Origin of the sequence: Paractinoplanes rhizophilus, from assembly GCF_042664765.1 — a bacterium.
Lineage (GTDB): Bacteria > Actinomycetota > Actinomycetes > Mycobacteriales > Micromonosporaceae > Actinoplanes > Actinoplanes rhizophilus.
Genome location: NZ_JBHTBJ010000006.1, coordinates 129,483 through 148,735, shown reverse-complemented (window position 1 = coordinate 148,735; position 19,253 = coordinate 129,483). Strand labels below are relative to the sequence as shown.

Here is a 19,253-nt window from a genome sequence, read left to right as displayed (position 1 = left end):
GGTGCCGCGCCGGTGATTCCGCTGCGGCGGAACCGGGACTTCGCCGCGTTGTGGGGCGGGCAGGTCGTCTCGGCGCTCGGCGCCCAGATCGGCGGCACCGCCATGCCCCTGCTGGTCCTCGCGACCGGCGGCTCGCCGGCCGACGCGGGCCTGGTCGCCGCGGCCGGAACGCTGCCCTTCCTGGTCGCCAACCTGCCGGCTGGGCCGCTCGTCGACTGCGCCGACCGGCGCACCATCCTGCTGGCAAGCGAGCTCGCGGCGGCCGCCGCGGTGGCGAGCGTGCCGATCGCGCTCTGGTGGGGCACGCTCACGGTCGCGCATCTCGCCGTCGCCGCCTTCGTGCAGGGCCTCTGCTCGGTCTTCTTCGGGCTCGCCGAGCGGGCGGCCCTCCCGCTGATCGTGCCCGCCGCGCAGCTGCCCGCCGCGATGGCCCAGAACGAGGCCCGCGCCCGCGGCGCCGCCCTGATCGGGCCGCCGCTGGGCGGTCTGCTCTTCGCGGCCGGCCGGGCGGTGCCGTTCCTGGTGGACGCGATCTCCTACTTGGTCTCGGCCGTGGCCCTGCTGTTCGTCCGCAGGGACCTGCGCGCCCGCGCGACCACCGCCGCCCAGCCGCCGCCATCCGCGCCCGCCGACCACCTCCCCGCCCGCGCGACCCCCGCCACTGAGCCGCTGTGGCGGGAAGCCCTCGAAGGCCTGCGCTGGACCTGGCGGCAGCCGTTGATCCGGGCGGCGATCGGCCTGCTCGCCGTGAGCAACCTGGTCTTCCAGGCGCTCGTGCTGATCCTCATCGTGCTGGCCCACGACCGCGGCGCCACCGAGGTCGGCCTGATGCTCGGCGTCTACAGCGCCGGCGGCCTGGCCGGCGCGCTCGCCGCGACCCGGCTGCACCGCCACCTCAGCGCCCGGCAGGTCATCGTCGGCGTCAACTGGGTGTGGGCCGCGCTGCTGCCGCTCTTCGCGGTGGCCGCCAACCCGCTGCAGCTCGGCCTGATCGGCGCGGCCTGCGCGTTCGTCGGCCCACTGTGGAACGTGGTGCTGATGGCCTATGCCGCGGTCCTGGTCCCCAACCAGCTCCTCGGCCGGGTGCTGAGCGCCGCCATGACCGTCACGTGAGGCGTCATGCCGCTGGCCTCGCTGCTCGCCGGCTTCCTGCTGACCACGCTCCCCGCGAGAGGCGCCGTCGGGGTGCTGGCCGCCGTGATGCTCACGGCCGCCGTCGCCGCGACCGCCAGCCGCGCCGTGCGAACCGCGCCGCCGCTGCCCAGCGACCCCAGCCGCACACCGTGACACCACCCTGGCCCAACCAGCGATCCCGGCCGCACACCATGACACCGCCCCGGCCCAACCGGCGATCCCGGCCGCGCACCGTGGCGCCGCCCCGGCCCCAACCGGCGATCCCGGTCGCACACCGTGGCGCCGAACGCCGGCCCCGGTCCGGCCCCGGCTAACGATCCTGGTCGGACACCGTGATGCCGAGCGCCCCGGCCAGCGCGTAGGACAGCGCCAGCAGGTCGTCGGGGTGCACGATCGCCCCCGCCCAACTGGTCAGGCCGCCGATCCCCTGCAACTCGCAGCTCCGGAACCGGGCCCCGGCCATCGTCGCGTTGTGGAACTGCGCCCGCGACAGATCGCACCGGGTGAAGGCGGCGCCGCGCAGATCCGCATGGGCGAAGTCGGCGCCCGCCAGGTTGCAGTCGGTGAAGGTCACCACGTCGAACCGGGCGAACCGCCAATTCGTCAGATCCACCTTGCAGTCGGCGAACGTGACGTCGCTGACCAGCCCGTCGTTCCAGGCCAGGCCGGTCATCCGGGACCCGGTCACGCCGACCCGTTCGAGCACGCCACGCTCGCCGCGCACGTTGGACAGGTCCGAGACGTCGAACGAACAGTCGACGAATCGCGCCGAGGCCAGGTGCGAGCCGGCGAGCGAGGCCCGGACGAAGCGGCACTCGACGAACTCCACCGCCCCGGCCACCGTGCCCGAGAGGTCGGCGTCGTGGTAGGCGGCGGCCGACACGGTCTGCTCGTCCTCGAGCTCGAGCTGCACGCCCGAGGCGGGCACGAGCGAAGCGGGCGGCGAAGGCGGGCGCGGTGGCCCCTGGCGGATGCGGCGCGGCGGCACGCCGTCACCCTACGAGGGCGGGCCGCGCCGCCCCCGGCCGGTCCGCGGCTGTCACTGTGCGATCAGGCGCCCGCCGGCCAGGCGGAGGCGCCGGCCGACGCCGATCTCCGCCAGGAAGCGCCCGTCGTGCGACACCACGATGAACGCGCCGCGATACGAGTTCAGCGCGCTCTCCAGCTGCGCCACGCTGACCAGATCCAGGTTGTTCGTCGGCTCGTCGAGCAGCAGCAGGTGCGGGGCCGGCTCGGCGCACAGCACGCAGGCCAGGGTCGCCCGCAGCCGCTCGCCCCCGGAGAGCACCCGCACCGGCCTGGTCCAGCCGGGCGCGGGCGTCGGCGACCCGCGCGGCGTGCGTGTCGGCGGCCTTGCCCGCGGCCACCTCGGCGCCGCGCTCCATGGTGCCGGCGAAGATCTTCGGCAGGCCCGCGTTCTTGAGTTTGCGGCTCGCCGTCGACGCCCGCCGGGCCGCCCGCTCCCGGGCCTGCTGCAGCTCGCGCTTCTCGCGCTTGACCTCCTGCTCGGCGCTGCGGACGTTCTTCTCGGCCACCTCCTGCGCGGCCGCGGCCGCCCCCTCGTACGCGGAGAAATTGCCCCCGAAAAGCGTGAGGCGAACCGCGGTCGAGCGACGCGATGCGGTTAAGGCTGGCACTCACCGACCGCGTCACGTTTCCGGCGGCTCGATCGTCCCTCCCGGGAAACCCCGACGAGAGGACCGCACCGATGCGCCGTGCCTTCACCGCCCTGGCCGCCCTGAACCTGCTGGTGATCCTGATCCAGTTCTTCCTGGCCGCCGCCGGCGCCTTCACCACCGTCCCGAACGACGAGTCCTTCGACGCGCACCGCGCGCTCGGCTACGTCACGTTCCTGCTGCCGGTGCTGATGATCGTCTTCGCCCCGCTCGCGGGCCTCCCCCGGCGGGTGACCGGCATGTCGGCGCTGGTCGCGGGCCTGGTCACGATTCAGGTGGTGATCGCGAAGGTGGCCGAGGGCCTGGGCGACGACGGCGGGACCACCACGGCCGGCCCGCTGCTGTTCGGCCTGCACGGGGTCAACGGCCTGATCATCTTGGCCGTCTCCGGCACGATCCTGCGCCGGACGGCCCGGCGGTCGGCGCCGGCCGCGGAGGCGAGCCGGCCGGCGTGACCGGCACCGCCCGGCATGCACTCGATGCCCCGGCGACGTACAGTGTTACTCATGAGTAACTTTGCCTTGAGAGACGCGCTCGACGGGCGATGGGCGCATGTCCGGCAGGCGGCCCGGGAGCAGCTCGCCGGGTCGCATTTCGTGGCGGTTCCCGGCGAGACGCTCGAGCAGAGCCGGGAGCGGATCTCCCGGCTGATCCGGGAGCTTCCGACCGACCCGGGCATCGCGGCGGGCTTTCCGATCGCGTACGGCGGAAAGGCCGACCCCGGCGGATCGGTCGTCGCCGCCGAGATGCTCGCCCAGCTCGACCTCTCGTTGATGGTGAAGGCCGGCGTGCAGTGGGGCCTGTTCGGCGGCGCCGTCGTGGCGCTGGGCACCGCGAAGCATCACGACGCGTACCTGCGCGACATCATCTCGGCCGACCTCATGGGCTGTTTCGCGATGACCGAGACCGGCCACGGCTCGGACGTGCAGAATTTGCGCACGACCTGCGCGTACGATCCGCGGACGCAGACCTTCGACCTGCACACGCCGTACGAGGCCGCCCGCAAGGACTACATCGGCAACGCGGCCCGCGACGGCCGGATGGCGGTCGTGTTCGCCCAGCTCATCACCGGCGGGCGCCGGTACGGCGTGCACGCCTGGCTGGTCCCGATCCGCGACGAGGACGGCAACCCGATGCCCGGCGTGACGATCGGCGACGACGGGCCCAAGGCGGGGTTGCTCGGGGTCGACAACGGCCGGCTGAGCTTCGACCACGTCCGTGTGCCGCGCGAGATGCTGCTCGACCGGTACGGTCAGGTGGCGCCGGACGGCACCTACTCGAGCCCGATCGAGAACGACACCCGGCGCTTCTTCACGATGCTCGGCACCCTGGTGCGCGGGCGCGTCGTGGTCGGCGGGTCGGCGTCGGCGGCGACCAAGAGCGCGCTGACCATCGCGATCCGGTACGGCGAGGTTCGGCGGCAGTTCGGTGCGCCCGGCGAGGAGCGGGAGATCGCCCTCAACGACTACCTGGCCCACCAGCGAAAGTTGCTGACCGCGCTGGCGAAGACGTACGCGCTGACTTTCGCCCAGGACGAGCTGGTCGGCGCGTTGCACGAGGTGCAGACCGCGGAGGGCCCGGCCGACGAGCACCGGCAGCGCGAGCTCGAGTCGCGCGCGGCCGGCCTCAAGGCCGCGCAGACATGGCACGCCACCCGCACCATCCAGACCTGCCGCGAGGCGCTGGGCGGGGCCGGCTACCTCGCCGAGAACCGGCTGCCGGGCCTCAAGGCCGACACCGACGTCTTCACCACGTTCGAGGGCGACAACACGGTGTTGCTGCAGCTGGTCGCGAAAGGTTTGCTCACCGGCTACCGGGACGCCTTCGGCTCGCTCGACGGGTGGGGACGGGCAACTTTCGTGGCCGAGCAGGTGCGCGAGATGGTGCTGGAGCGGACGGCGGCGCGGTCGCTGATCCAGCGGCTGGTCGACGCGGTGCCCGGGCGCGACGAGGAGGTGGCGCTCACCGATCGCGGCTGGCACCTGCGGATGTTCGAGGACCGCGAGAAGCACCTGCTCGACGGCGCGATCCGCCGGCTGCGCCGGGGCGCGTCGCGGAAGCCGGAGCGGCAGTTCGACATCTTCAACGACGTGCAGGACCACGTGCTCGAGGTGGCCTCGGCCCATGTCGACCGGGTCGTGCTCGAGGCGTTCGTCGCCGCCGTCGATCGCTTTCCCGAGGAACCACTTCTGGCCAAGATGTGCGACCTGTACGCGCTGAGCGAGATCGAGGCGCACAAGGGCTGGTACCTCGAGCACCAGCGGCTCACCCCGGCCCGCTCGAAGGCCGTCACCGCGCAGGTCAACGCGCTGCTGGCCCAGCTACGCCCGCACCTGCCCGAGCTGGTCGGCGCGTTCGCCGTCCCGGACGAGTGGCTGGCGTGCGCGGCGCTGCGCGAGGAGCCCGGCCGCCAGGAGGTCATGGCGGCCCACGACGACCAGGCCCTCGCGCCGGCGAGCTAGTTCTGGCTGTTGCCGCGCCCGTTGACCCGGTCTCGGGCGCCGCGGGCCGCCGAGCCCGCCAGGTCCGCCGCGCCCCCGCCGGCGCGGCGGAGCAACGACACCAGCGGGTCGGGCGACGTGCGGAAAGTTTCGCCGTAGCTGGCCGCGGCCGCCTTCACGTCGGCGGTGACCGACGCGTCCCGGTCGTCGTCGCGGCGCGGGTAGTCGCCGCCGACGATCCGCGCGTAGTCGCCCGAGTCCACCCAGCGGCGCAGCTCGGCCGCCCGGGCCACCGGGAACGGCTCGCTGTTGAACGCGGTCATGCCCAGCTTGTGCAGGCTGTCGCGCAGGTCGCCGCCGCCCTCGTACTCGGCGGCCTGCTCCAGGAAAGCGGCGGTGTCGATCTGCGAAAGGTCGCCGCCGCCGGCCATTTTCATGAACAGCCGGATCGAGGCGCCCTGGTCCTGCGCCGCCAGCAGCCCCGCGCGGTCGGCGGACAGCTCGGCCTTGCGCCACCACTCGTACATCGCCACGATCACCGCCCGCAGCGCGATCGCGCCGACCGGGATCCAGCTGACGTTCGTCACCCAGCGGGTCAGCAGCGTCAGGATGGTCTGGTAGACGGCGTGGCCGCTGCGCACGTGCCCGATCTCGCGGCCCAGCAGGGTGCGCAGCTCGTCGTCGTCGAGCTTCTCCACCGCCGCCGTGCTGATCGAGATGAACGGCCGGTCCATGCCGATCGCCTGGCCCTGGATGATCGGCGACTGGTGCACGTACAGCTCCGGCGGCTCCGGCACGTCGAGCGTCCGCGCGGCCTCGGTGAACCGCTGATACACCCGGGGGTACTGCCGGTGGTCCACGCGGATCGCGCCGGCCAGGTACGACAGGCGGAACCCCCGCTCGTTCCACATGCCGAAGATCGCCCGCACCACGTCGTCGAAGCCGCGCAGCTCGCGCAGGGCGGTCAGCGCGCCGCGATCGGCCGGGTGCTCCCAGGCCCGCGAACTGATCCCGGTCAGCGTGACCCGCTGCCGCTCCGGCCGGTTGTCGTCGTCCGTCGTCATCGTTTCCCTCCGTGTCGTCGGGTTACGAGCGTCCCCGCCCCCGGCCCGCAAGGGCATCCGCCTCCGGCGGGGATTAACCCCCATCCGGTACGACTTTCGGCCGATGCCCCGAACAGCAGCGGGAGCCTATCGGTACGGCGCAAACGCGCTCGCCCGCTCACAGCCAGGCGCTGGTGTCGAGCTTTCCGGTGGTGCCGAGGTCCATCGGCTCCGGCAGCTTCACCAGCTGCGCGGGCGCGCCCTTGACCGGCGCGACCTCGAGCTCGGCGCCGGTCTGCACGGTGCCCGACGTGACGATGTGGTGCCAGGAGAGCACCGCGCTGGTCCCCTGCCCCGGCTTGAGCGTCATGCGCCGCGGCTCGGCCGGGTAGTGGATGCTCTTTCCCACGGTCACCTTCAGCGGCTGCTGCTTGTCGTCGAGCACGGTGATCTCGGGCCGGCCCCGCAGGGCGTATTCGGTGCTCCCGCAGTTGGTCAGATGCAGGCTGATCTCCCGGTAGCCGGCGGCCGCGTCACCCCGGTCGGCGGTGATGCGCACGCCCGGCGGCGGACACTCCGGCGCGACGACGGCGGAGGGGCTGGCGGTCGGGTCCGGCTCGGGGACGGGCGGGAGAGAACCGCAGGCCGCCGTCGCGAATACGGCGGCCAACGGCAGAAGTCGGATGTTTCGCACGCTCATGGATCTTGCCCCACCCGCGCCAACGCCGGCCCGGGCACCCGCCGCCGGGCCGAAACGTCCGATATCCGGCCCAACCGGACGGTAGCGTCGAGAGCCGATGGCCGCATCGACCGGGGAGGGGCTGACCAGCGCCGAGGCCGCCGCGCGCCGCCGCCGGGGCGAGACGAACGCGCCGGTCAAGGGCGGCTCGCGCAGCTACGCCGACATCTTTCGCACCAACGTGTTCTCGTTCTTCAACGTGATCCTGTTCGGCATCGGCGCCGCGCTGCTGGCCATGGGCCGGTTCAGCGACGCGCTGATCAGCGTCGGGCTGGGCCTGATCAACGCGGTGATCAGCGCGGCCCAGGAGATCCGGGCCAAGCGCAAGCTCGACCGCCTCCAGGTGCTCGAACGCGTCCCGGTGACCGCGCTGCGCGACGGACGGGAGACCGAGATCCCGCCCGACCGGGTGGTGCGCGGCGACGTGCTGCGGGTGCGGGCCGGCGACCAGATCGTGGTGGACGGTCCGCTGCTCGACGGCGGCCGGGTCGAGGCCGACGAGTCGCTGCTGACCGGCGAGTCCGACCCGGTGCCCAAGGCGCCCGGCGACGACCTGCGGTCGGGCAGCCTGTGCGTGGCCGGCGACGGGCTGATGGTCGCGCGGGACGTGGGCGCGGCCAGCTACGCCGGCCGGCTGACGGCCGAGGCCCGGCGGGTGACGACCGACAAGACGCCGTTGCAGCGGCGGGTGGAGTTTCTGGTACGGCTGGTGATGGCGCTGACCGTGCTGATGAGCGGCGCGATCCTCGGGCAGGCCGCGATCGAGGGCTTCTCGCTGCTGCGCGTGGTGCAGATGACGGCCGTGCTGTCCGGCCTGGTGCCCTACGGGCTGTTCTTTCTCATCGCGCTCGCGTACACGGCGGGCGCGGCCGCGATCGCCCGCTCGGGAGCGCTGGTGCAGCAGGTCAACGCGGTCGAGTCGGTCAGCAACGTCGACGTGGTCTGCACCGACAAGACCGGCACCCTTACGACCGGCCGCCTCACGGTCGAGGAGATACACCCTTTCGGCGAACACAGCCGGGCCGAGGTGGAAAGTTTTCTCGGTTCTTTCGCGCGTAGCGCGGCCAACGCGAACCTGACGACGCGGGCGTTGGCGCTTGCGCTCGGCGGGCGAAATTTTCGGGTACGCGACGAAATCGCGTTCGCCTCGTCGCTGCGCTGGTCGGGGCTCGTCGCCGCGGAGGGCACCTGGGTGCTCGGGGCGCCGGACGCGCTCGCCGGGCACCTGACCCCGCCGGTGGCGGCGGACGACGTGGCGAAACACGCCGAGCGCGGTCTCCGCGTACTCGTGCTGGCCAGAGCTCGGGAAAACGGCGCGAAACTGCGCGACGGCGCCGGACGCCCCACCCTGCCGGCGCTGGAGCCGGTGGGCCTGGTCGCCCTCGCCGACGAACTGCGGCCGGAGGTGGGGGAAACCGTCCGGCGGCTGCGGGCGGACGGGGTCGCGCTGAAGGTGCTGTCGGGCGACGATCCGCGCACCGTGGCGTCGATCGCGGTCCGCGCCGGACTCGACGCCGGCGAGCCGGTCGCCGGGGCGGCGCTCGATGCCTGCGACGACCCGGCGCTCGACCGGGTGGTCGCGCGCACGACAGTTTTCGGGCGGGTCGCACCCGAGCACAAGGAAAGAATCGTCCGGTCGCTGCGCCGGCAGCACCACTATGTCGCGATGGTCGGCGACGGGGTGAACGACGCCCGTGCGCTCAAGGGCGCCCAGGTCGGGGTGGCCATGCGCAGCGGCAGCGCGGTCACCCGGGACGTCGCCGACATCGTGCTGGTCGAGGACTCGTTTGCCGCGTTGCCGCCGGCCCAGCGGGAGGGCCGGCGGATCGTCAACGGGATCGGCGTGTCGCTCTACATCTTCCTGGCCCGGGTCGCCACGCAGGGCCTGGTGATCCTCGCGGTCACCATGCTCGGGATCGGCTTTCCCTACTCCCCCACGCAGGTCGGGCTGACCCTGCTCACCGTCGGCGTGCCCACGTTCTTCCTCACCATGTGGGCCGAGCCGTTGCCGCCGGAGCCGAATTTGCTACGCGGGATCGCAAGTTTCGTGGTGCCGGCGGCGGTCATCACGTCGGGATTCGGCACCGCGATCTACGCCGGCCTCTACGAGGCCGTCACCGTGGGGTTCAGCTCCGGCCGGACGCCCACCGAGGTGATCAACGAGTTCGAGAGATACACCGGCCTCACGTACGGGTCGGACACCGACTTCACCGCGGCGGCCGCGACCATCGCCGCGCAGACCGGGCTCTCCACGTTCTTCTGCCTGGCCTCGTTCCTGCTGATCCTCTTGCTCGCCCCGCCGAACCGCGTGTTCGCGGCGTGGACCGCGCCGATCGCGGACCGGCGGCCGGCCTACCTGGTCTGCGGGCTGAGCGTGACGTTCGGGGCGGTGCTGTTCTCGCCGGCGCTGTACACCTATTTCGGCCTGGCCGGCCCGTCGCGGCCGATGTTCGTCATCGTCTTCGCGACGCTGGCGATGTGGTTCGCGGCGCTGAGCCTGGCCTACCGGCTGCGGCTGCTCGACCGGGTGCTGGGGCTCGACCAGTTGCCGAGGGGGTCTACGGGTTCATCACCAGGTCCGCGTTGATGTGCGCGCCCGCCAGCGCGCCGGCCGCCGCCGCCGAGCCGACCTGGGCGGAGATGTCGGTGACGTTGCCGGCCGCCCAGACGCCGGCCACCTCGGTGCGGCCGGTCGGGTCGGCCGGGATGTGCTCGCCCATGCCGCTGGGGTGCTCGACGGTCTTGAGGCCCAGCCCGGCCAGGAACCCGGCGCGGGCGACCGCGCGGGCGGCGACGGCGACCGCGTCCCTCGGCACCGTGCGGCCGGCCAGCCGCACGCCGGTGATGCGGTCCTCGGCGATCTCCAGGCTCTCGACCTCCCCGGTCACGATCCCGATACCCCGGGAGGTCAGCTGCTCGCGCTGCTCGGCGGTGAGCTCCTGGTGGTGGGCGAAGAGGATCACATCGTCGCTGAGCTGGCCGAACAGCAGCGCCTGGTGCACCGACAGCGGCCCGGTGGCCAGCACGCCGATCGCCTGGTCGCGGATCTCCCAGCCGTGGCAGTAGGGGCAGTGCACGACGTCGCGGCCCCAGCGCTCGCGCAGGCCGGGGATGCCGGGCAGCTCGTCGACGAGGCCCGCGGTGACGAGCAGCCGCTTGGCCCGTACGCCGCGCCCGTCGGCCAGGCGCACGTCGAAGCCGTCGCCGTCCCGGGCCACGCCGGCGACCTCCCCGTCCTCGACCTCGCCGCCGTAACCGCGGACCTCCGCACGGCCGCGAGCCAGCAGTTCCAGCGGGTTCATGCCCTCCCGGCCGAGCAGGCCGTGGACGCCCTCGGCCGGGGCGTTGCGCGGCTGCCCCGCGTCGATCACCACCACCGAGCGGCGGGAGCGGGCGAGCATGAGAGCTCCGCTCAGCCCGGCCGCCCCGCCACCGATGACAACCACTTCGTATGCGTCGTTCATGAGTCGACCATGCGCCGCCCTTGTGCCAGACGCAAGCCACCTTGCAGAAACGGCAAGGACGCTCCTGAGACCACTGTCACTTGCTAAGCGGAACGCAGTTCCATATCGTCGAAGCGGAACCAGGATCCACTTATCAGGAGACACCATGACCATCCCCGTCATCTCATTCCGCCCGGTGCTGCTGCCCGCCCCCGGCCGCGGCGACGACCTGCGGCTCCGCGTGTCCGCCCCGGCGACCGGAACCGGCCTGCCCGTCCTCCTCTTCTCGCACGGCTTCGGCGAGTCGATGGACGGTTACGCCCCGCTGGCCGACCATTGGGCCGCCCACGGTTTCGTCGTCGTGCAGCCCACCCACCTGGATTCCCGCACCCTCGGCATCACGCCCGCCGACCCGCGATATCCGGAGATCTGGCGCTTGCGCATCGAGGATCTGACCCGGACCCTCGATCACCTCGACGCTATCGCGGCCGCCGTGCCCGGCCTGGAAGGCCGGATCGACCCCGGCCGCGTCGCGGTAGCCGGCCACTCGTGGGGCGCGCAGTCGGCCGGCATGCTGCTCGGAGCCGGCGTCCTCGGCGACGCCGCCGCGGGTGCCGTCGCCACCCCCGACCCGCGGGTCAAGGCGGGCGTTCTGCTGGCCGCGGCCGGCACCGGCGGCGCCGACCTGACGCCGTTCGCCGGCGAGCATTTCCCGTTCATGAACCCCGACTTCGCGACCCTCACCACGCCCACCCTGGTGGTGGCCGGCGACAAGGACCAGTCGGCGCTGTCCGTGCGCGGCCCGGACTGGTTCACCGACGCCTACCACCTGAGCCCCGGCGCGACGAGCCTGCTCACCCTGTCCGGCGCGGAGCACTCGCTGGGCGGCATCACCGGCTACCACTCCGCCGAGACCACCGACGAGAGCCCCGAGCGCGTCGCGGTCGTACAGCGGCTGACCACGGCCTTCCTGCGGAACGCGCTCGGCCTGCCCGACTCCGGCTGGGCCTCGGCAGAGGCCGGCGACCAGGGCACCCTCGCATCCAAGTAGTGGCGCGGCCGTGCCCGGCACCCAGGCCGGCATCGCCGGCTCGCCGATCAGGCCGAGGCGAGCCACTTCTCGTGCGCCGCGGTCAGCCGGCGCCAGAGAGCGGCTCGCTCGGCCCGCGTCACGTCGTCGAGGCGGATATCGAAAATTTCCGCCAACGCCGCGAAGTAGTCGGCCGCGCTTTCGAGGACGGTCCGCGAATCGCGGTCGCCGACCCGGGTCAGGACCAACCCGCGCAGGCAGTCGCAGCCGGCGGCGTCGCGGCGCAGAACGGCCAGCGCCCGCACGAAGCCCGACTCCGGCGACGTGGACAGGAAACGGTGCATGTCGTGGAAGGCGGACATCGCCGTCTCGGTTGACCGGAAATCCATCCCCAGGAACGATCCGCTCGGGTCGTGGTCGAACCGCCAGCCGCCGGGCTCGGCGTCGGACGGGCGCAACGCGTACGTGAAAGGACCCTGCCGGAACGCACCCACCGTCAGCGGCACGGGCTCGTGCAGCCCGTCGCCCATGCCGAGATCGGCCAGCCACCGACCGTCCGGCGCGGCCTCGGACGGCAGATCGGAAACGGTCAGCACCAGATGGCTGCCGGTGGCGCCGGCCGTCCCCGACGCGTTGCTCTGCACGCCGCCGAAGTGCCGCGTCACCCGATATCCGAGCGCCAGCAATAGCGCCGAGAACGCCCCGTTGAGATGGAAACAGTAGCCACCGCGCCCGCGCAAGATGCGCGTCACCGACTCCGCCGGGTCCACGGTCGTCGGCCGGCCGAGCCAGATCTCGAGATTCTCGTACGGGATCAGCTCGGCGTGCGCCCGATGCAGCAGATGCAGCCCTTCCACGCTGGGCGGCTGCCCCTCGAGGTGGCCGAGGCGCAGCCGCCGCAGATAGCCGGTGATGTCGATCGAGGCGCTCATCGCGCCATCATCCACGAGAGTCCCGAGACGCAGGTCTCCCCTCCGCTGTGCGGAGGCTCGCAATAGTTGCCGGGGCCCGGGTGTTGTCGCGGTCATGACGACTGTGGGATTCATCGGAAGCGGACTCATCGGGGGCACCGTCGCGCGGCTGGCCGTGACCGCCGGGTACGACGTGGTGCTGAGCAACTCGCGTGGCCCGGAGACGCTGGCCGGTCTCGTACAAGATCTTGGTGACAAGGCGCGGGCGGCGACGCCGGCCGACGCCGCCGGGGCGGATCTGGTGGTGGTGAGCGTGCCGTTCCACGCGCACTCGGCGCTGCCGGTCGAGCAACTTGCCGGAAAGGTGGTGCTCGACACCAACAACTACTACCCGGCGCGCGACGGAAACTTCGCCGAGCTGGACGAGGGCCGGCTCACCAGCGCCGAGTTGGAGCAGCGGCATCTCGCCGGCGCCAAGCTGGTGAAGGTCTTCAACAACATCTTCCATCTGCACCTGGCCTCGCTGGCCCGGCCGCACGGCGCCGCCGACCGCAGCGCGCTGACGATCGCCGGCGACGATGCCGCGGCCAAGCAGGCGGTCACCGAGTTCCTGGACGCGATCGGGTACGACACGGTCGACGTCGGCCCGCTCGCCGAGAGCTGGCGCGTGGAGCCCGGGCAGCCCGTCTACGGCACGCCCTTCGGCTCCTTCGAGGACCCGGCCGGCACGCCGGCGAGCGTGGCCAAGGTCGGCGCCGCGGTGGCCGAGGCCAAGCGCTGACTCGCGCCGGGTGACTCCCCCTACCGGTGCGGAGTCACCCGGGACAGGCCCGGCGGCGGCGCGCGGAAAGTTTCGTCAGCCCTTGTGCTCCCCGAGAAGCCGGGTGGCGAGCACCGCCGCCTGGGTGCGCCGCTCCAGCCCCAGCTTGGCGAGCAGGCTGGACACGTAGTTCTTCACGGTCTTTTCCGCCAGGAACATGCGGTTGGCGATCTCGCGGTTGGTCAGCCCCTCGGCGATGAACTCGAGGATCCGGCGCTCCTGATCGGTCAGCCCGGCCAGCTCGCGCGGCTGCTCCACCCCGTTGCGGATGCGCTCGAGCACCCGCTGGGTGACCGCCGGATCGAGCAGCGACTGCCCCTCGGCGACCCGGCGCACCGCGTCGACCAGGTCGGTGCCGCGGATCTGCTTGAGCACGTACCCGGAGGCCCCGGCCATGATCGCGGCGAACAGCGCCTCGTCGTCCTCGTACGAGGTGAGGATCAGCCCCTTGATCGTCGAGTCGATCGCGCGGACGTCCCGGCACACGTCGATGCCGTTGCCGTCGGGCAGCCGGGCATCGAGCACCGCCACGTCGGGGCGCAGCGCCGGGATGCGCCGGGCGGCCTCCTGCGCCGAGCCGGACTCCCCCACGACCTCGATGTCGCCGTCGGCCTGCAGCAGGTCGACCAGGCCGCGGCGGACCACCTCGTGGTCGTCGAGCAGAAATACGCGGATCATCTGTCATTTCTATCGCGTCGTGGCGCGCGACACCTAGGGACAAAGGTCCCTGGCCGTTAGCCTGGCGCTATGTCGGAGCGTGCGGAACCGCCGTCGCTGGGGCTCGGACCGCTGTCGCGGGTGCGGCTCGACGAGCTGCTGCAGGAGATGCTCGACCGGGTCGGCGAGGTGATGGCCAGCCGGGAACGGCTGCGCGCGCTGCTCGACGCGGTCGTCGGCATCGGCGCCGACCTCGACCTGCGCAGCACCCTGCAGCGCATCGTGGAGTCGGCGTGTGCGCTGGCCGACGCGAAATACGGCGCGCTCGGCGTGATCGGCGCCGACCGCACCGAGCTGGCCGACTTCATCACCCACGGCATCGACCCCGCGACCCACGCCAAGATCGGTGACCTGCCGCACGGCCGCGGCGTGCTCGGGCTCCTGATCACCGATCCGCGCCCGGTGCGGCTGCCGGACATTCGAAAACATCCGCAATCGTACGGGTTTCCCCCGCACCATCCGCCGATGCACAGCTTCCTGGGCGTCCCGGTGCGCATCCGCGACCAGATCTTCGGCAACCTCTACCTGGCCGAGAAGCAGGGGGCTCCCGAGTTCAGCGAGGACGACGAGGAGATCGTGGTGGCCCTGGCCGGCGCGGCCGGCGTCGCCATCGACAACGCCCGGCTCTACGCCCTCGCCCGGCGCCGGGAACGCTGGCTGGCCGCCACCGCCGAGATCACCGCGGTGCTGGTGAGCACGGCGCACCGCAACGAGGCGCTGCGGCTGATCGCCCGACGGGCCCGCGAGGTGTCCGGCGCCGAGCTGGTCATGGTGCTGCTGCACGACGAGGAGCACGGCTGCTACACGATCGAGGTGGCCGACGGCGCCGAGACGATGGCCGGGCGGCGGGTGCCCGCCGACGTCGAGCTCGGCCAGGAGAAGTACAAGGTCGTGGAGAGCCTGTCCGCGGTGACCGAGTGGCCCGCCCCGGTGCCGGACGGGCCGGCCCTGGCCGCGCCGCTGACCGCCGCCGAGGCCCTGCGCGGCATGCTGATCGTCAGCCAGCCCGCCGACCGGGTGCCCGACGACGAGGAGGCGGTGCTGCTCTCCACGTTCGCGGGTCAGGCGGCGCTCGCCCTCGAGCGGGCGCAGGCGCAGGAGCAGCGGGAGCAGTTCGCGGTGCTGGAGGACCGCGAGCGGATCGCCCGCGACCTGCACGACGTGGTCATCCAGCGGCTGTTCGCGACCGGCATGCAGCTGCAGGGCGCGGTGCCGCACGCGGCGCGATCCGAGGCGGTCAAGCGGATCAACGCGGCGGTCGACGACCTCGACGCGACGATCCGCGACATCCGGCGGTCGATCTTCGAGCTGCGGACGCCGGTGGGCCCGTCGCTGCGCTCGGAGCTGCACGAGACCGTCGAGGCCGCCACAACCACGCTCGGCTTCCGGCCGGTCCTCGACACGATCGGGCCGGTGGACAGCGCGATCCCCGACGACGTCGTGCCCGAGCTGATGGCCGTGCTGCGGGAGGCATTGTCGAACGTGGCCCGGCACGCGCAAGCCAGCCGGGTGCGGGTGTCGGTGCGGGCGAGCGGGCAGGAGGTCGTGCTGCGGGTCGAGGACGACGGGGTCGGCTCGGACGCCTCGGGGGCACGCGGCGGCATCGCCAACATGAGCGAGCGCGCCCACGACCTCGGCGGCGCCTTCGAGATCGCGCCCGGCCCGGCCGGCCGGGGCACGGTGGTGACCTGGCGGGCCCCGATAACCGTCTGATTCGGGACCTTCGGCCCTGAACGCCCGCCACCCGCGTACGTCATGGTTTGCCTTATGACAGCGCTCGAAGAAGCCGCCCGGGCGGCCCAGCACGCGCCCTCGGTCTTCAACACCCAGCCGTGGTCGTGGCGGATCACCGGGGACACCATGGAGCTCTTCGCCGACTCGGCGCGACACCTCGAGGTCGTCGACAAGTCGGGCAAGCTCCTGTTGCTCAGCTGCGGCGCGGCGTTGCACCACGCGCGCGTCGCCCTCGCGGCGGCCGGCTACGCGGTGTCGGTCACGCGCCACTTCGACCCGTTGACCGGGTCGCTCGCGACCGTCCGGATCGAGGGCACCGCGGCGCCCGCCGCGACCGACCTGGCCGAGGCGATCCCCCGCCGGCACAGCGACCGGCGCTCGTTCGGCAAGCGGCCCGTCGCCGACGAGGAGCTGACCCGGCTGCGCCGGCTCGTCGAGGCCGAGGGCGCCTACCTGCACCTGGTACGCGCCGACCAGGTGACCGAGCTGGCCATCAGCACCGAGTCCGCGGGCCTGGCGGAGCGCGACGACGCGGCCTACCAGGCCGAGCTGGCCCGCTGGACCAGCCGGCCCTCGTTCACCGGCGACGGCGTGCCGCCCGCGACCGGCGTCCAGCAGGACCTGCGCCGGGTCCCGCTGCGCGACTTCGACCCCTCCGGCACGGCCGCCCAGCCCTCCGGCGAAGCGCACGACGAGGGCACCGCATACCTCGTGCTGTTCGGCCAGACCGACGAGCCCGAGGCCGTGTTGCGCGGCGGCGAGGCGCTCTCCGCGCTGCTGCTGCGCGCCACCGCCGACGGGCTGGCCACCTCGGTGATCAGCGACGCCATCGAGGTCGAGTGGCCCCGGCACCTGGTCCGCGACCTGATCGCCGGCCTCGGCGAGCCCTACCTGGTGGTCCGCCTCGGCTACCTGCCCGACGCGCCGCCCCCGCCGCCGACCCCGCGCCGCGACCCACGCGACGTGATCACCATCATCGAGTGACCATGCCCGGGTACGAGGCAGCGGACCTGCACCGGGCGGCCTCGGCGGGCGTGCGGGCGCCGTCGCTGCACAACAGCCAGCCGTGGCTGTTCCGGCTGCGCGACGGCGGCATCGAGATCCTCGCGGACCCGGCACGCAGCCTGCCCGCGGCCGACCACGGCGGCTGGGCCACCCGGATCGCGTGCGGCGCGGCCACCTACAACGCCCGGCTGGCCCTCGCCGCCGCCGGGCGTCCGGCGTCGGTGCGGCTGCATCCCGCGCCCGGCGTGATCGCGCGCCTGGAGATGGCGGGCGAGCGGCCACCGACCTACGCCGAGCAGGAGCTTTTCGAGGCTGTCCCGCGGCGGTACAGCAACCGCGGTCCGTTCTGGCCCGATCCGGTGCCGGCGGACGTACGCGTACGGCTCATCGCCGCCGCCCGGGACGAGGGCGGCTGGCTCGATCTGCTGGTAGGCACGACCGCGCTGAGCGGCTTCGCCGAGATCGCGCAGAGCGCCGACCGGGTGCTGCGCCGGGACGCCGAGTACCAGCAGGCCCTGGCCGCCTGGCGGGACGCCGTCCCGGTCAGCGCGGGCGCGCCCCTGGCCGAACCGCAGGATCTGCTGCCGCAGCGCCTCTTCAACGACCGCCGCCGGGCTCCCGGCCGGGACTACGAGCCGGAGCCGCTGGTCGGCATCCTCGGCTCCGCCGGCGACCTGCCGATCGACCAGACCGTCGCCGGCCAGGCGCTGCAGAAGGTGCTGCTCACCGCGACCGCGTCCGGCCTGGACACTTCCATGATCAGCCAGCCGATCGAGGTGCCGGCCGCCCGCGACCAGCTGCGCCGGGCCCTCGGCCGCAACGGATTCCCGCAGATCGTGGTGCGCTTCGGCTTCGGCACCCCGGGCCACCCCACCCCACGCCGGGACTTAGGTCCCGTGATGATCGGGAGCAACGGCCCGGTTGCCGAGCCGCCGGACGGAGGAGAGTCAGAGATGTAAGAAATGGACCAAGGAGGAAGCCATGACGATCACCGGCCGGAGCACCGCGGCCCACCTCGAGCAGGTCGAGGCCCCCGGCGCCATGCTGACCACCCGCGCGGCCAAGGCCCTCGCCGTGCTGCGCATCTCGACCGGCCTGGTTTTCCTGTGGGCCTTCCTCGACAAGACCTTCGGCTTCGGCTACGCCACCCCGGCCGCCAAGGCCTGGATCAACGGCGGCTCGCCCACCAAGGGCTTCCTCGCCAGCGTCGACGTCGGCCCGCTGCAGGGCTTCTTCCACGACATCGCCGGCACCCCGCTGGCCAACTGGGGCTTCATGCTCGGCCTGCTCGGCATCGGCCTCGCCCTGATCCTCGGCATCGGCCTGCGGGTCGCCGCCGTCGCCGCCACCGCGATGATGGCCCTGATGTGGCTGGCCGAGTGGCCGCTCGCCCAGGGCTCGTCCAACCCGCTGATCGACTACCACGTCATCTACGCGATCGGCGCGATCACCCTCGCGCTCACCTACGCCGGGCACACCTGGGGCCTCGGCCGCCTCTGGGCCAGGATCCCGCTGGTGCAGAAGAACCGCTGGCTGATCTGACCGCCCCGCCCCGCACATGCCCTGCCGGCCCTGGCCCGGCAGGGCATTCGTGGTTCCGGCGTGCGGTCCGCACCAGCCGGTCAGGGGCCGAAGCGCCGCTGCATGTCGGCGTACCCGATCGCGCCGTCGAGGAAGCTGAGAGTGCCGGGACCGAGCAGCTCCCGGCCGGCGCGTTCCAGCGTGCTCAGCACGGCCCGGGCGAGACTGCCGCCCAGGCTGACGCGCTTGACACCCAGCCCGAAGAGCGTGCGAGCGTCGATCATGTTCGTCAGCCCGGCGACCATGTTGAGCGGCGCCGGGATGGCCGCGGCCAGCCGCCCGATCGTGTCCGCGCCGACGACGCCGGGCACGAACACGCAGTCCGCCCCGGCTTCGATGTACCGGGCCGCCCGCGCCACGGTCTCGGCGAACGGGTCATCGCTCGCGCCGGCCAAGTAGGTGTCGGTGCGGGCGTTCAGCACGAAGGCGCCCCGGGGCGCCACGGCCCGGACGGCCGCCAGGCGGTCGACGGCCTCCTCGACGCCGAACAGCCCGTCGCGGCCGGCGTCCTCGATATTGCCGCCGACGACGCCGAGCTCCATCGCCCGGGTCACGGTGCGGGCGACGTCCGCCGGGGTGTCGCCGTATCCCGATTCGAGGTCCGCGGTCACCGGCACGCCCACCGCGGCCACGATGCGACCGATGTGGCCGAGCATCGTCTCGCGGTCCAGCGCTCCCCCGTCCGGGACTCCGCAGGACCACGCGATGCCGGCGCTGGTCGTGGCGATGGCCGGGAAGCCGGCCTGCTCGAGGATCCGCGCCGACCCGGCGTCCCAGGCGTTCGGGATGACGAAGCCGGGACCCGCGTGCAGGGCGAGGAGGGCGGCCGCCCGGTCGTCGCCTGAATTCCCGCTGAAGCTCATCGCCCCATCATCGGCGCTTCCGGGCCGTCCGCACCGGCGGTCGTGACCGACGTCGCAGGTTAGCTGCGCCATGGAACCCACTGCGCGCGGGTTGCCCTGGGTAGAGGCCCCGGCAA

General features: G+C 72.9%; 18 protein-coding genes and 1 pseudogene. 11 read left to right on the top strand and 8 right to left on the bottom strand.

Features of this window, described 5'->3' with window-relative positions:
* Window positions 1-12: 12 nt before the first annotated feature.
* Both ACFQS1_RS11385 and ACFQS1_RS11380 read left to right on the top strand, forming a co-directional pair.
* Window positions 13-1,113 carry an MFS transporter gene (locus ACFQS1_RS11385; RefSeq protein ID WP_378966708.1) on the top strand — a complete coding sequence of 367 codons (1,101 nt, stop codon included), beginning with the start codon at window positions 13-15 and terminating at the stop codon, window positions 1,111-1,113.
* A gap of 6 nt (window positions 1,114-1,119) precedes the next feature.
* Entirely contained in the window at window positions 1,120-1,287 is a 168-nt protein-coding gene (locus ACFQS1_RS11380; RefSeq protein WP_378966706.1) for a hypothetical protein, read from the top strand.
* 157 nt (window positions 1,288-1,444) lie between these two features.
* Here ACFQS1_RS11380 and ACFQS1_RS11375 read toward each other — a convergent pair whose 3' ends face one another.
* Together ACFQS1_RS11375 and ACFQS1_RS11370 are read right to left on the bottom strand one after the other, a co-directional pair.
* On the bottom strand, window positions 1,445-2,122 hold the full coding sequence (locus tag ACFQS1_RS11375; RefSeq protein ID WP_378966704.1) for a pentapeptide repeat-containing protein: 678 nt from the start codon (window positions 2,120-2,122) through the stop codon (window positions 1,445-1,447).
* A gap of 51 nt (window positions 2,123-2,173) precedes the next feature.
* Window positions 2,174-2,781: pseudogene (locus ACFQS1_RS11370) on the bottom strand (ATP-binding cassette domain-containing protein); the annotation flags it as partial.
* A 61-nt stretch (window positions 2,782-2,842) separates the two neighbouring features.
* On the opposite strand from ACFQS1_RS11370, the gene ACFQS1_RS11365 reads away from it, so the two are divergent.
* Both ACFQS1_RS11365 and ACFQS1_RS11360 read left to right on the top strand, forming a co-directional pair.
* Window positions 2,843-3,265: a DUF6220 domain-containing protein gene (locus ACFQS1_RS11365; protein WP_378966702.1), complete on the top strand. Its 423-nt coding sequence runs from the start codon at window positions 2,843-2,845 to the stop codon at window positions 3,263-3,265.
* 51 nt (window positions 3,266-3,316) lie between these two features.
* On the top strand, window positions 3,317-5,272 hold the full coding sequence (locus ACFQS1_RS11360) for an acyl-CoA dehydrogenase family protein (protein WP_378966700.1): 1,956 nt from the start codon (window positions 3,317-3,319) through the stop codon (window positions 5,270-5,272).
* Here the strand turns inward: ACFQS1_RS11360 and ACFQS1_RS11355 are convergent.
* Together ACFQS1_RS11355 and ACFQS1_RS11350 are read right to left on the bottom strand one after the other, a co-directional pair.
* Window positions 5,269-6,315 (bottom strand): M48 family metallopeptidase, encoded by a 1,047-nt coding sequence (locus ACFQS1_RS11355; protein WP_378966698.1) that lies wholly within the window; start codon window positions 6,313-6,315, stop codon window positions 5,269-5,271. The genes ACFQS1_RS11360 and ACFQS1_RS11355 overlap by 4 nt on opposite strands.
* Before the next feature lie 157 nt (window positions 6,316-6,472).
* Window positions 6,473-6,988 (bottom strand): DUF4232 domain-containing protein, encoded by a 516-nt coding sequence (locus tag ACFQS1_RS11350; RefSeq protein ID WP_378966696.1) that lies wholly within the window; start codon window positions 6,986-6,988, stop codon window positions 6,473-6,475.
* Between the two features lie 103 nt (window positions 6,989-7,091).
* Between ACFQS1_RS11350 and ACFQS1_RS11345 the strand changes: the two genes are divergently transcribed.
* The gene (locus ACFQS1_RS11345; protein WP_378966694.1) at window positions 7,092-9,620 is read left to right on the top strand and encodes an HAD-IC family P-type ATPase; all 2,529 of its coding nucleotides are present in this window, start codon (window positions 7,092-7,094) and stop codon (window positions 9,618-9,620) included.
* On the opposite strand, the gene ACFQS1_RS11340 is transcribed toward ACFQS1_RS11345, so the two are convergent.
* Window positions 9,592-10,497, bottom strand: a complete 906-nt coding sequence (locus ACFQS1_RS11340) for an NAD(P)/FAD-dependent oxidoreductase (protein ID WP_378966692.1) — start codon at window positions 10,495-10,497, stop codon at window positions 9,592-9,594. The two genes, ACFQS1_RS11345 and ACFQS1_RS11340, sit on opposite strands and share 29 nt — an antisense overlap.
* Before the next feature lie 145 nt (window positions 10,498-10,642).
* Between ACFQS1_RS11340 and ACFQS1_RS11335 the strand changes: the two genes are divergently transcribed.
* Window positions 10,643-11,527: an alpha/beta hydrolase family protein gene (locus ACFQS1_RS11335; RefSeq protein WP_378966690.1), complete on the top strand. Its 885-nt coding sequence runs from the start codon at window positions 10,643-10,645 to the stop codon at window positions 11,525-11,527.
* A gap of 47 nt (window positions 11,528-11,574) precedes the next feature.
* Here the strand turns inward: ACFQS1_RS11335 and ACFQS1_RS11330 are convergent, their stop codons facing one another.
* Window positions 11,575-12,438, bottom strand: coding sequence for an arylamine N-acetyltransferase family protein (locus ACFQS1_RS11330; RefSeq protein WP_378966688.1), 864 nt, complete (start codon window positions 12,436-12,438; stop codon window positions 11,575-11,577).
* Between the two features lie 94 nt (window positions 12,439-12,532).
* Between ACFQS1_RS11330 and ACFQS1_RS11325 the strand changes: the two genes are divergently transcribed.
* Entirely contained in the window at window positions 12,533-13,198 is a 666-nt protein-coding gene (locus tag ACFQS1_RS11325; RefSeq protein ID WP_378966686.1) for an NADPH-dependent F420 reductase, read from the top strand.
* Window positions 13,199-13,273: 75 nt separating this feature from the next.
* On the opposite strand, the gene ACFQS1_RS11320 is transcribed toward ACFQS1_RS11325, so the two are convergent.
* On the bottom strand, window positions 13,274-13,915 hold the full coding sequence (locus ACFQS1_RS11320) for a response regulator (protein WP_378966684.1): 642 nt from the start codon (window positions 13,913-13,915) through the stop codon (window positions 13,274-13,276).
* A gap of 69 nt (window positions 13,916-13,984) precedes the next feature.
* Between ACFQS1_RS11320 and ACFQS1_RS11315 the strand changes: the two genes are divergently transcribed.
* From ACFQS1_RS11315 to ACFQS1_RS11300, 4 genes are read left to right on the top strand one after another with little or no spacing between them, the layout of a single operon-like run.
* The gene (locus tag ACFQS1_RS11315; protein WP_378966682.1) at window positions 13,985-15,667 is read left to right on the top strand and encodes a GAF domain-containing sensor histidine kinase; all 1,683 of its coding nucleotides are present in this window, start codon (window positions 13,985-13,987) and stop codon (window positions 15,665-15,667) included.
* A gap of 54 nt (window positions 15,668-15,721) precedes the next feature.
* On the top strand, window positions 15,722-16,672 hold the full coding sequence (locus ACFQS1_RS11310; protein WP_378966680.1) for an Acg family FMN-binding oxidoreductase: 951 nt from the start codon (window positions 15,722-15,724) through the stop codon (window positions 16,670-16,672).
* 2 nt (window positions 16,673-16,674) lie between these two features.
* Window positions 16,675-17,652, top strand: coding sequence for an Acg family FMN-binding oxidoreductase (locus ACFQS1_RS11305; RefSeq protein ID WP_378967040.1), 978 nt, complete (start codon window positions 16,675-16,677; stop codon window positions 17,650-17,652).
* Window positions 17,653-17,674: 22 nt separating this feature from the next.
* Window positions 17,675-18,235 (top strand): DoxX family membrane protein, encoded by a 561-nt coding sequence (locus ACFQS1_RS11300; RefSeq protein WP_378966678.1) that lies wholly within the window; start codon window positions 17,675-17,677, stop codon window positions 18,233-18,235.
* 80 nt (window positions 18,236-18,315) lie between these two features.
* Here the strand turns inward: ACFQS1_RS11300 and ACFQS1_RS11295 are convergent, their stop codons facing one another.
* On the bottom strand, window positions 18,316-19,137 hold the full coding sequence (locus ACFQS1_RS11295; RefSeq protein ID WP_378966676.1) for an isocitrate lyase/PEP mutase family protein: 822 nt from the start codon (window positions 19,135-19,137) through the stop codon (window positions 18,316-18,318).
* Window positions 19,138-19,253 lie beyond the last annotated feature (116 nt).

What these genes read in the sequence shown, in the direction of transcription:
- ACFQS1_RS11340 (WP_378966692.1), bottom strand. Translation starts at nt 10,497, where the DNA reads ATGAACGACGCATACGAAGTGGTTGTCATCGGTGGCGGGGCGGCCGGG.
- ACFQS1_RS11330 (WP_378966688.1), bottom strand. Translation starts at nt 12,438, where the DNA reads ATGAGCGCCTCGATCGACATCACCGGCTATCTGCGGCGGCTGCGCCTC.
- ACFQS1_RS11335 (WP_378966690.1), top strand. Translation starts at nt 10,643, where the DNA reads ATGACCATCCCCGTCATCTCATTCCGCCCGGTGCTGCTGCCCGCCCCC.
- ACFQS1_RS11360 (WP_378966700.1), top strand. Translation starts at nt 3,317, where the DNA reads ATGAGTAACTTTGCCTTGAGAGACGCGCTCGACGGGCGATGGGCGCAT.
- ACFQS1_RS11325 (WP_378966686.1), top strand. Translation starts at nt 12,533, where the DNA reads ATGACGACTGTGGGATTCATCGGAAGCGGACTCATCGGGGGCACCGTC.
- ACFQS1_RS11305 (WP_378967040.1), top strand. Translation starts at nt 16,675, where the DNA reads ATGCCCGGGTACGAGGCAGCGGACCTGCACCGGGCGGCCTCGGCGGGC.
- ACFQS1_RS11315 (WP_378966682.1), top strand. Translation starts at nt 13,985, where the DNA reads ATGTCGGAGCGTGCGGAACCGCCGTCGCTGGGGCTCGGACCGCTGTCG.
- ACFQS1_RS11365 (WP_378966702.1), top strand. Translation starts at nt 2,843, where the DNA reads ATGCGCCGTGCCTTCACCGCCCTGGCCGCCCTGAACCTGCTGGTGATC.
- ACFQS1_RS11380 (WP_378966706.1), top strand. Translation starts at nt 1,120, where the DNA reads ATGCCGCTGGCCTCGCTGCTCGCCGGCTTCCTGCTGACCACGCTCCCC.
- ACFQS1_RS11320 (WP_378966684.1), bottom strand. Translation starts at nt 13,915, where the DNA reads ATGATCCGCGTATTTCTGCTCGACGACCACGAGGTGGTCCGCCGCGGC.
- ACFQS1_RS11345 (WP_378966694.1), top strand. Translation starts at nt 7,092, where the DNA reads ATGGCCGCATCGACCGGGGAGGGGCTGACCAGCGCCGAGGCCGCCGCG.
- ACFQS1_RS11295 (WP_378966676.1), bottom strand. Translation starts at nt 19,137, where the DNA reads ATGAGCTTCAGCGGGAATTCAGGCGACGACCGGGCGGCCGCCCTCCTC.
- ACFQS1_RS11300 (WP_378966678.1), top strand. Translation starts at nt 17,675, where the DNA reads ATGACGATCACCGGCCGGAGCACCGCGGCCCACCTCGAGCAGGTCGAG.
- ACFQS1_RS11355 (WP_378966698.1), bottom strand. Translation starts at nt 6,315, where the DNA reads ATGACGACGGACGACGACAACCGGCCGGAGCGGCAGCGGGTCACGCTG.
- ACFQS1_RS11310 (WP_378966680.1), top strand. Translation starts at nt 15,722, where the DNA reads ATGACAGCGCTCGAAGAAGCCGCCCGGGCGGCCCAGCACGCGCCCTCG.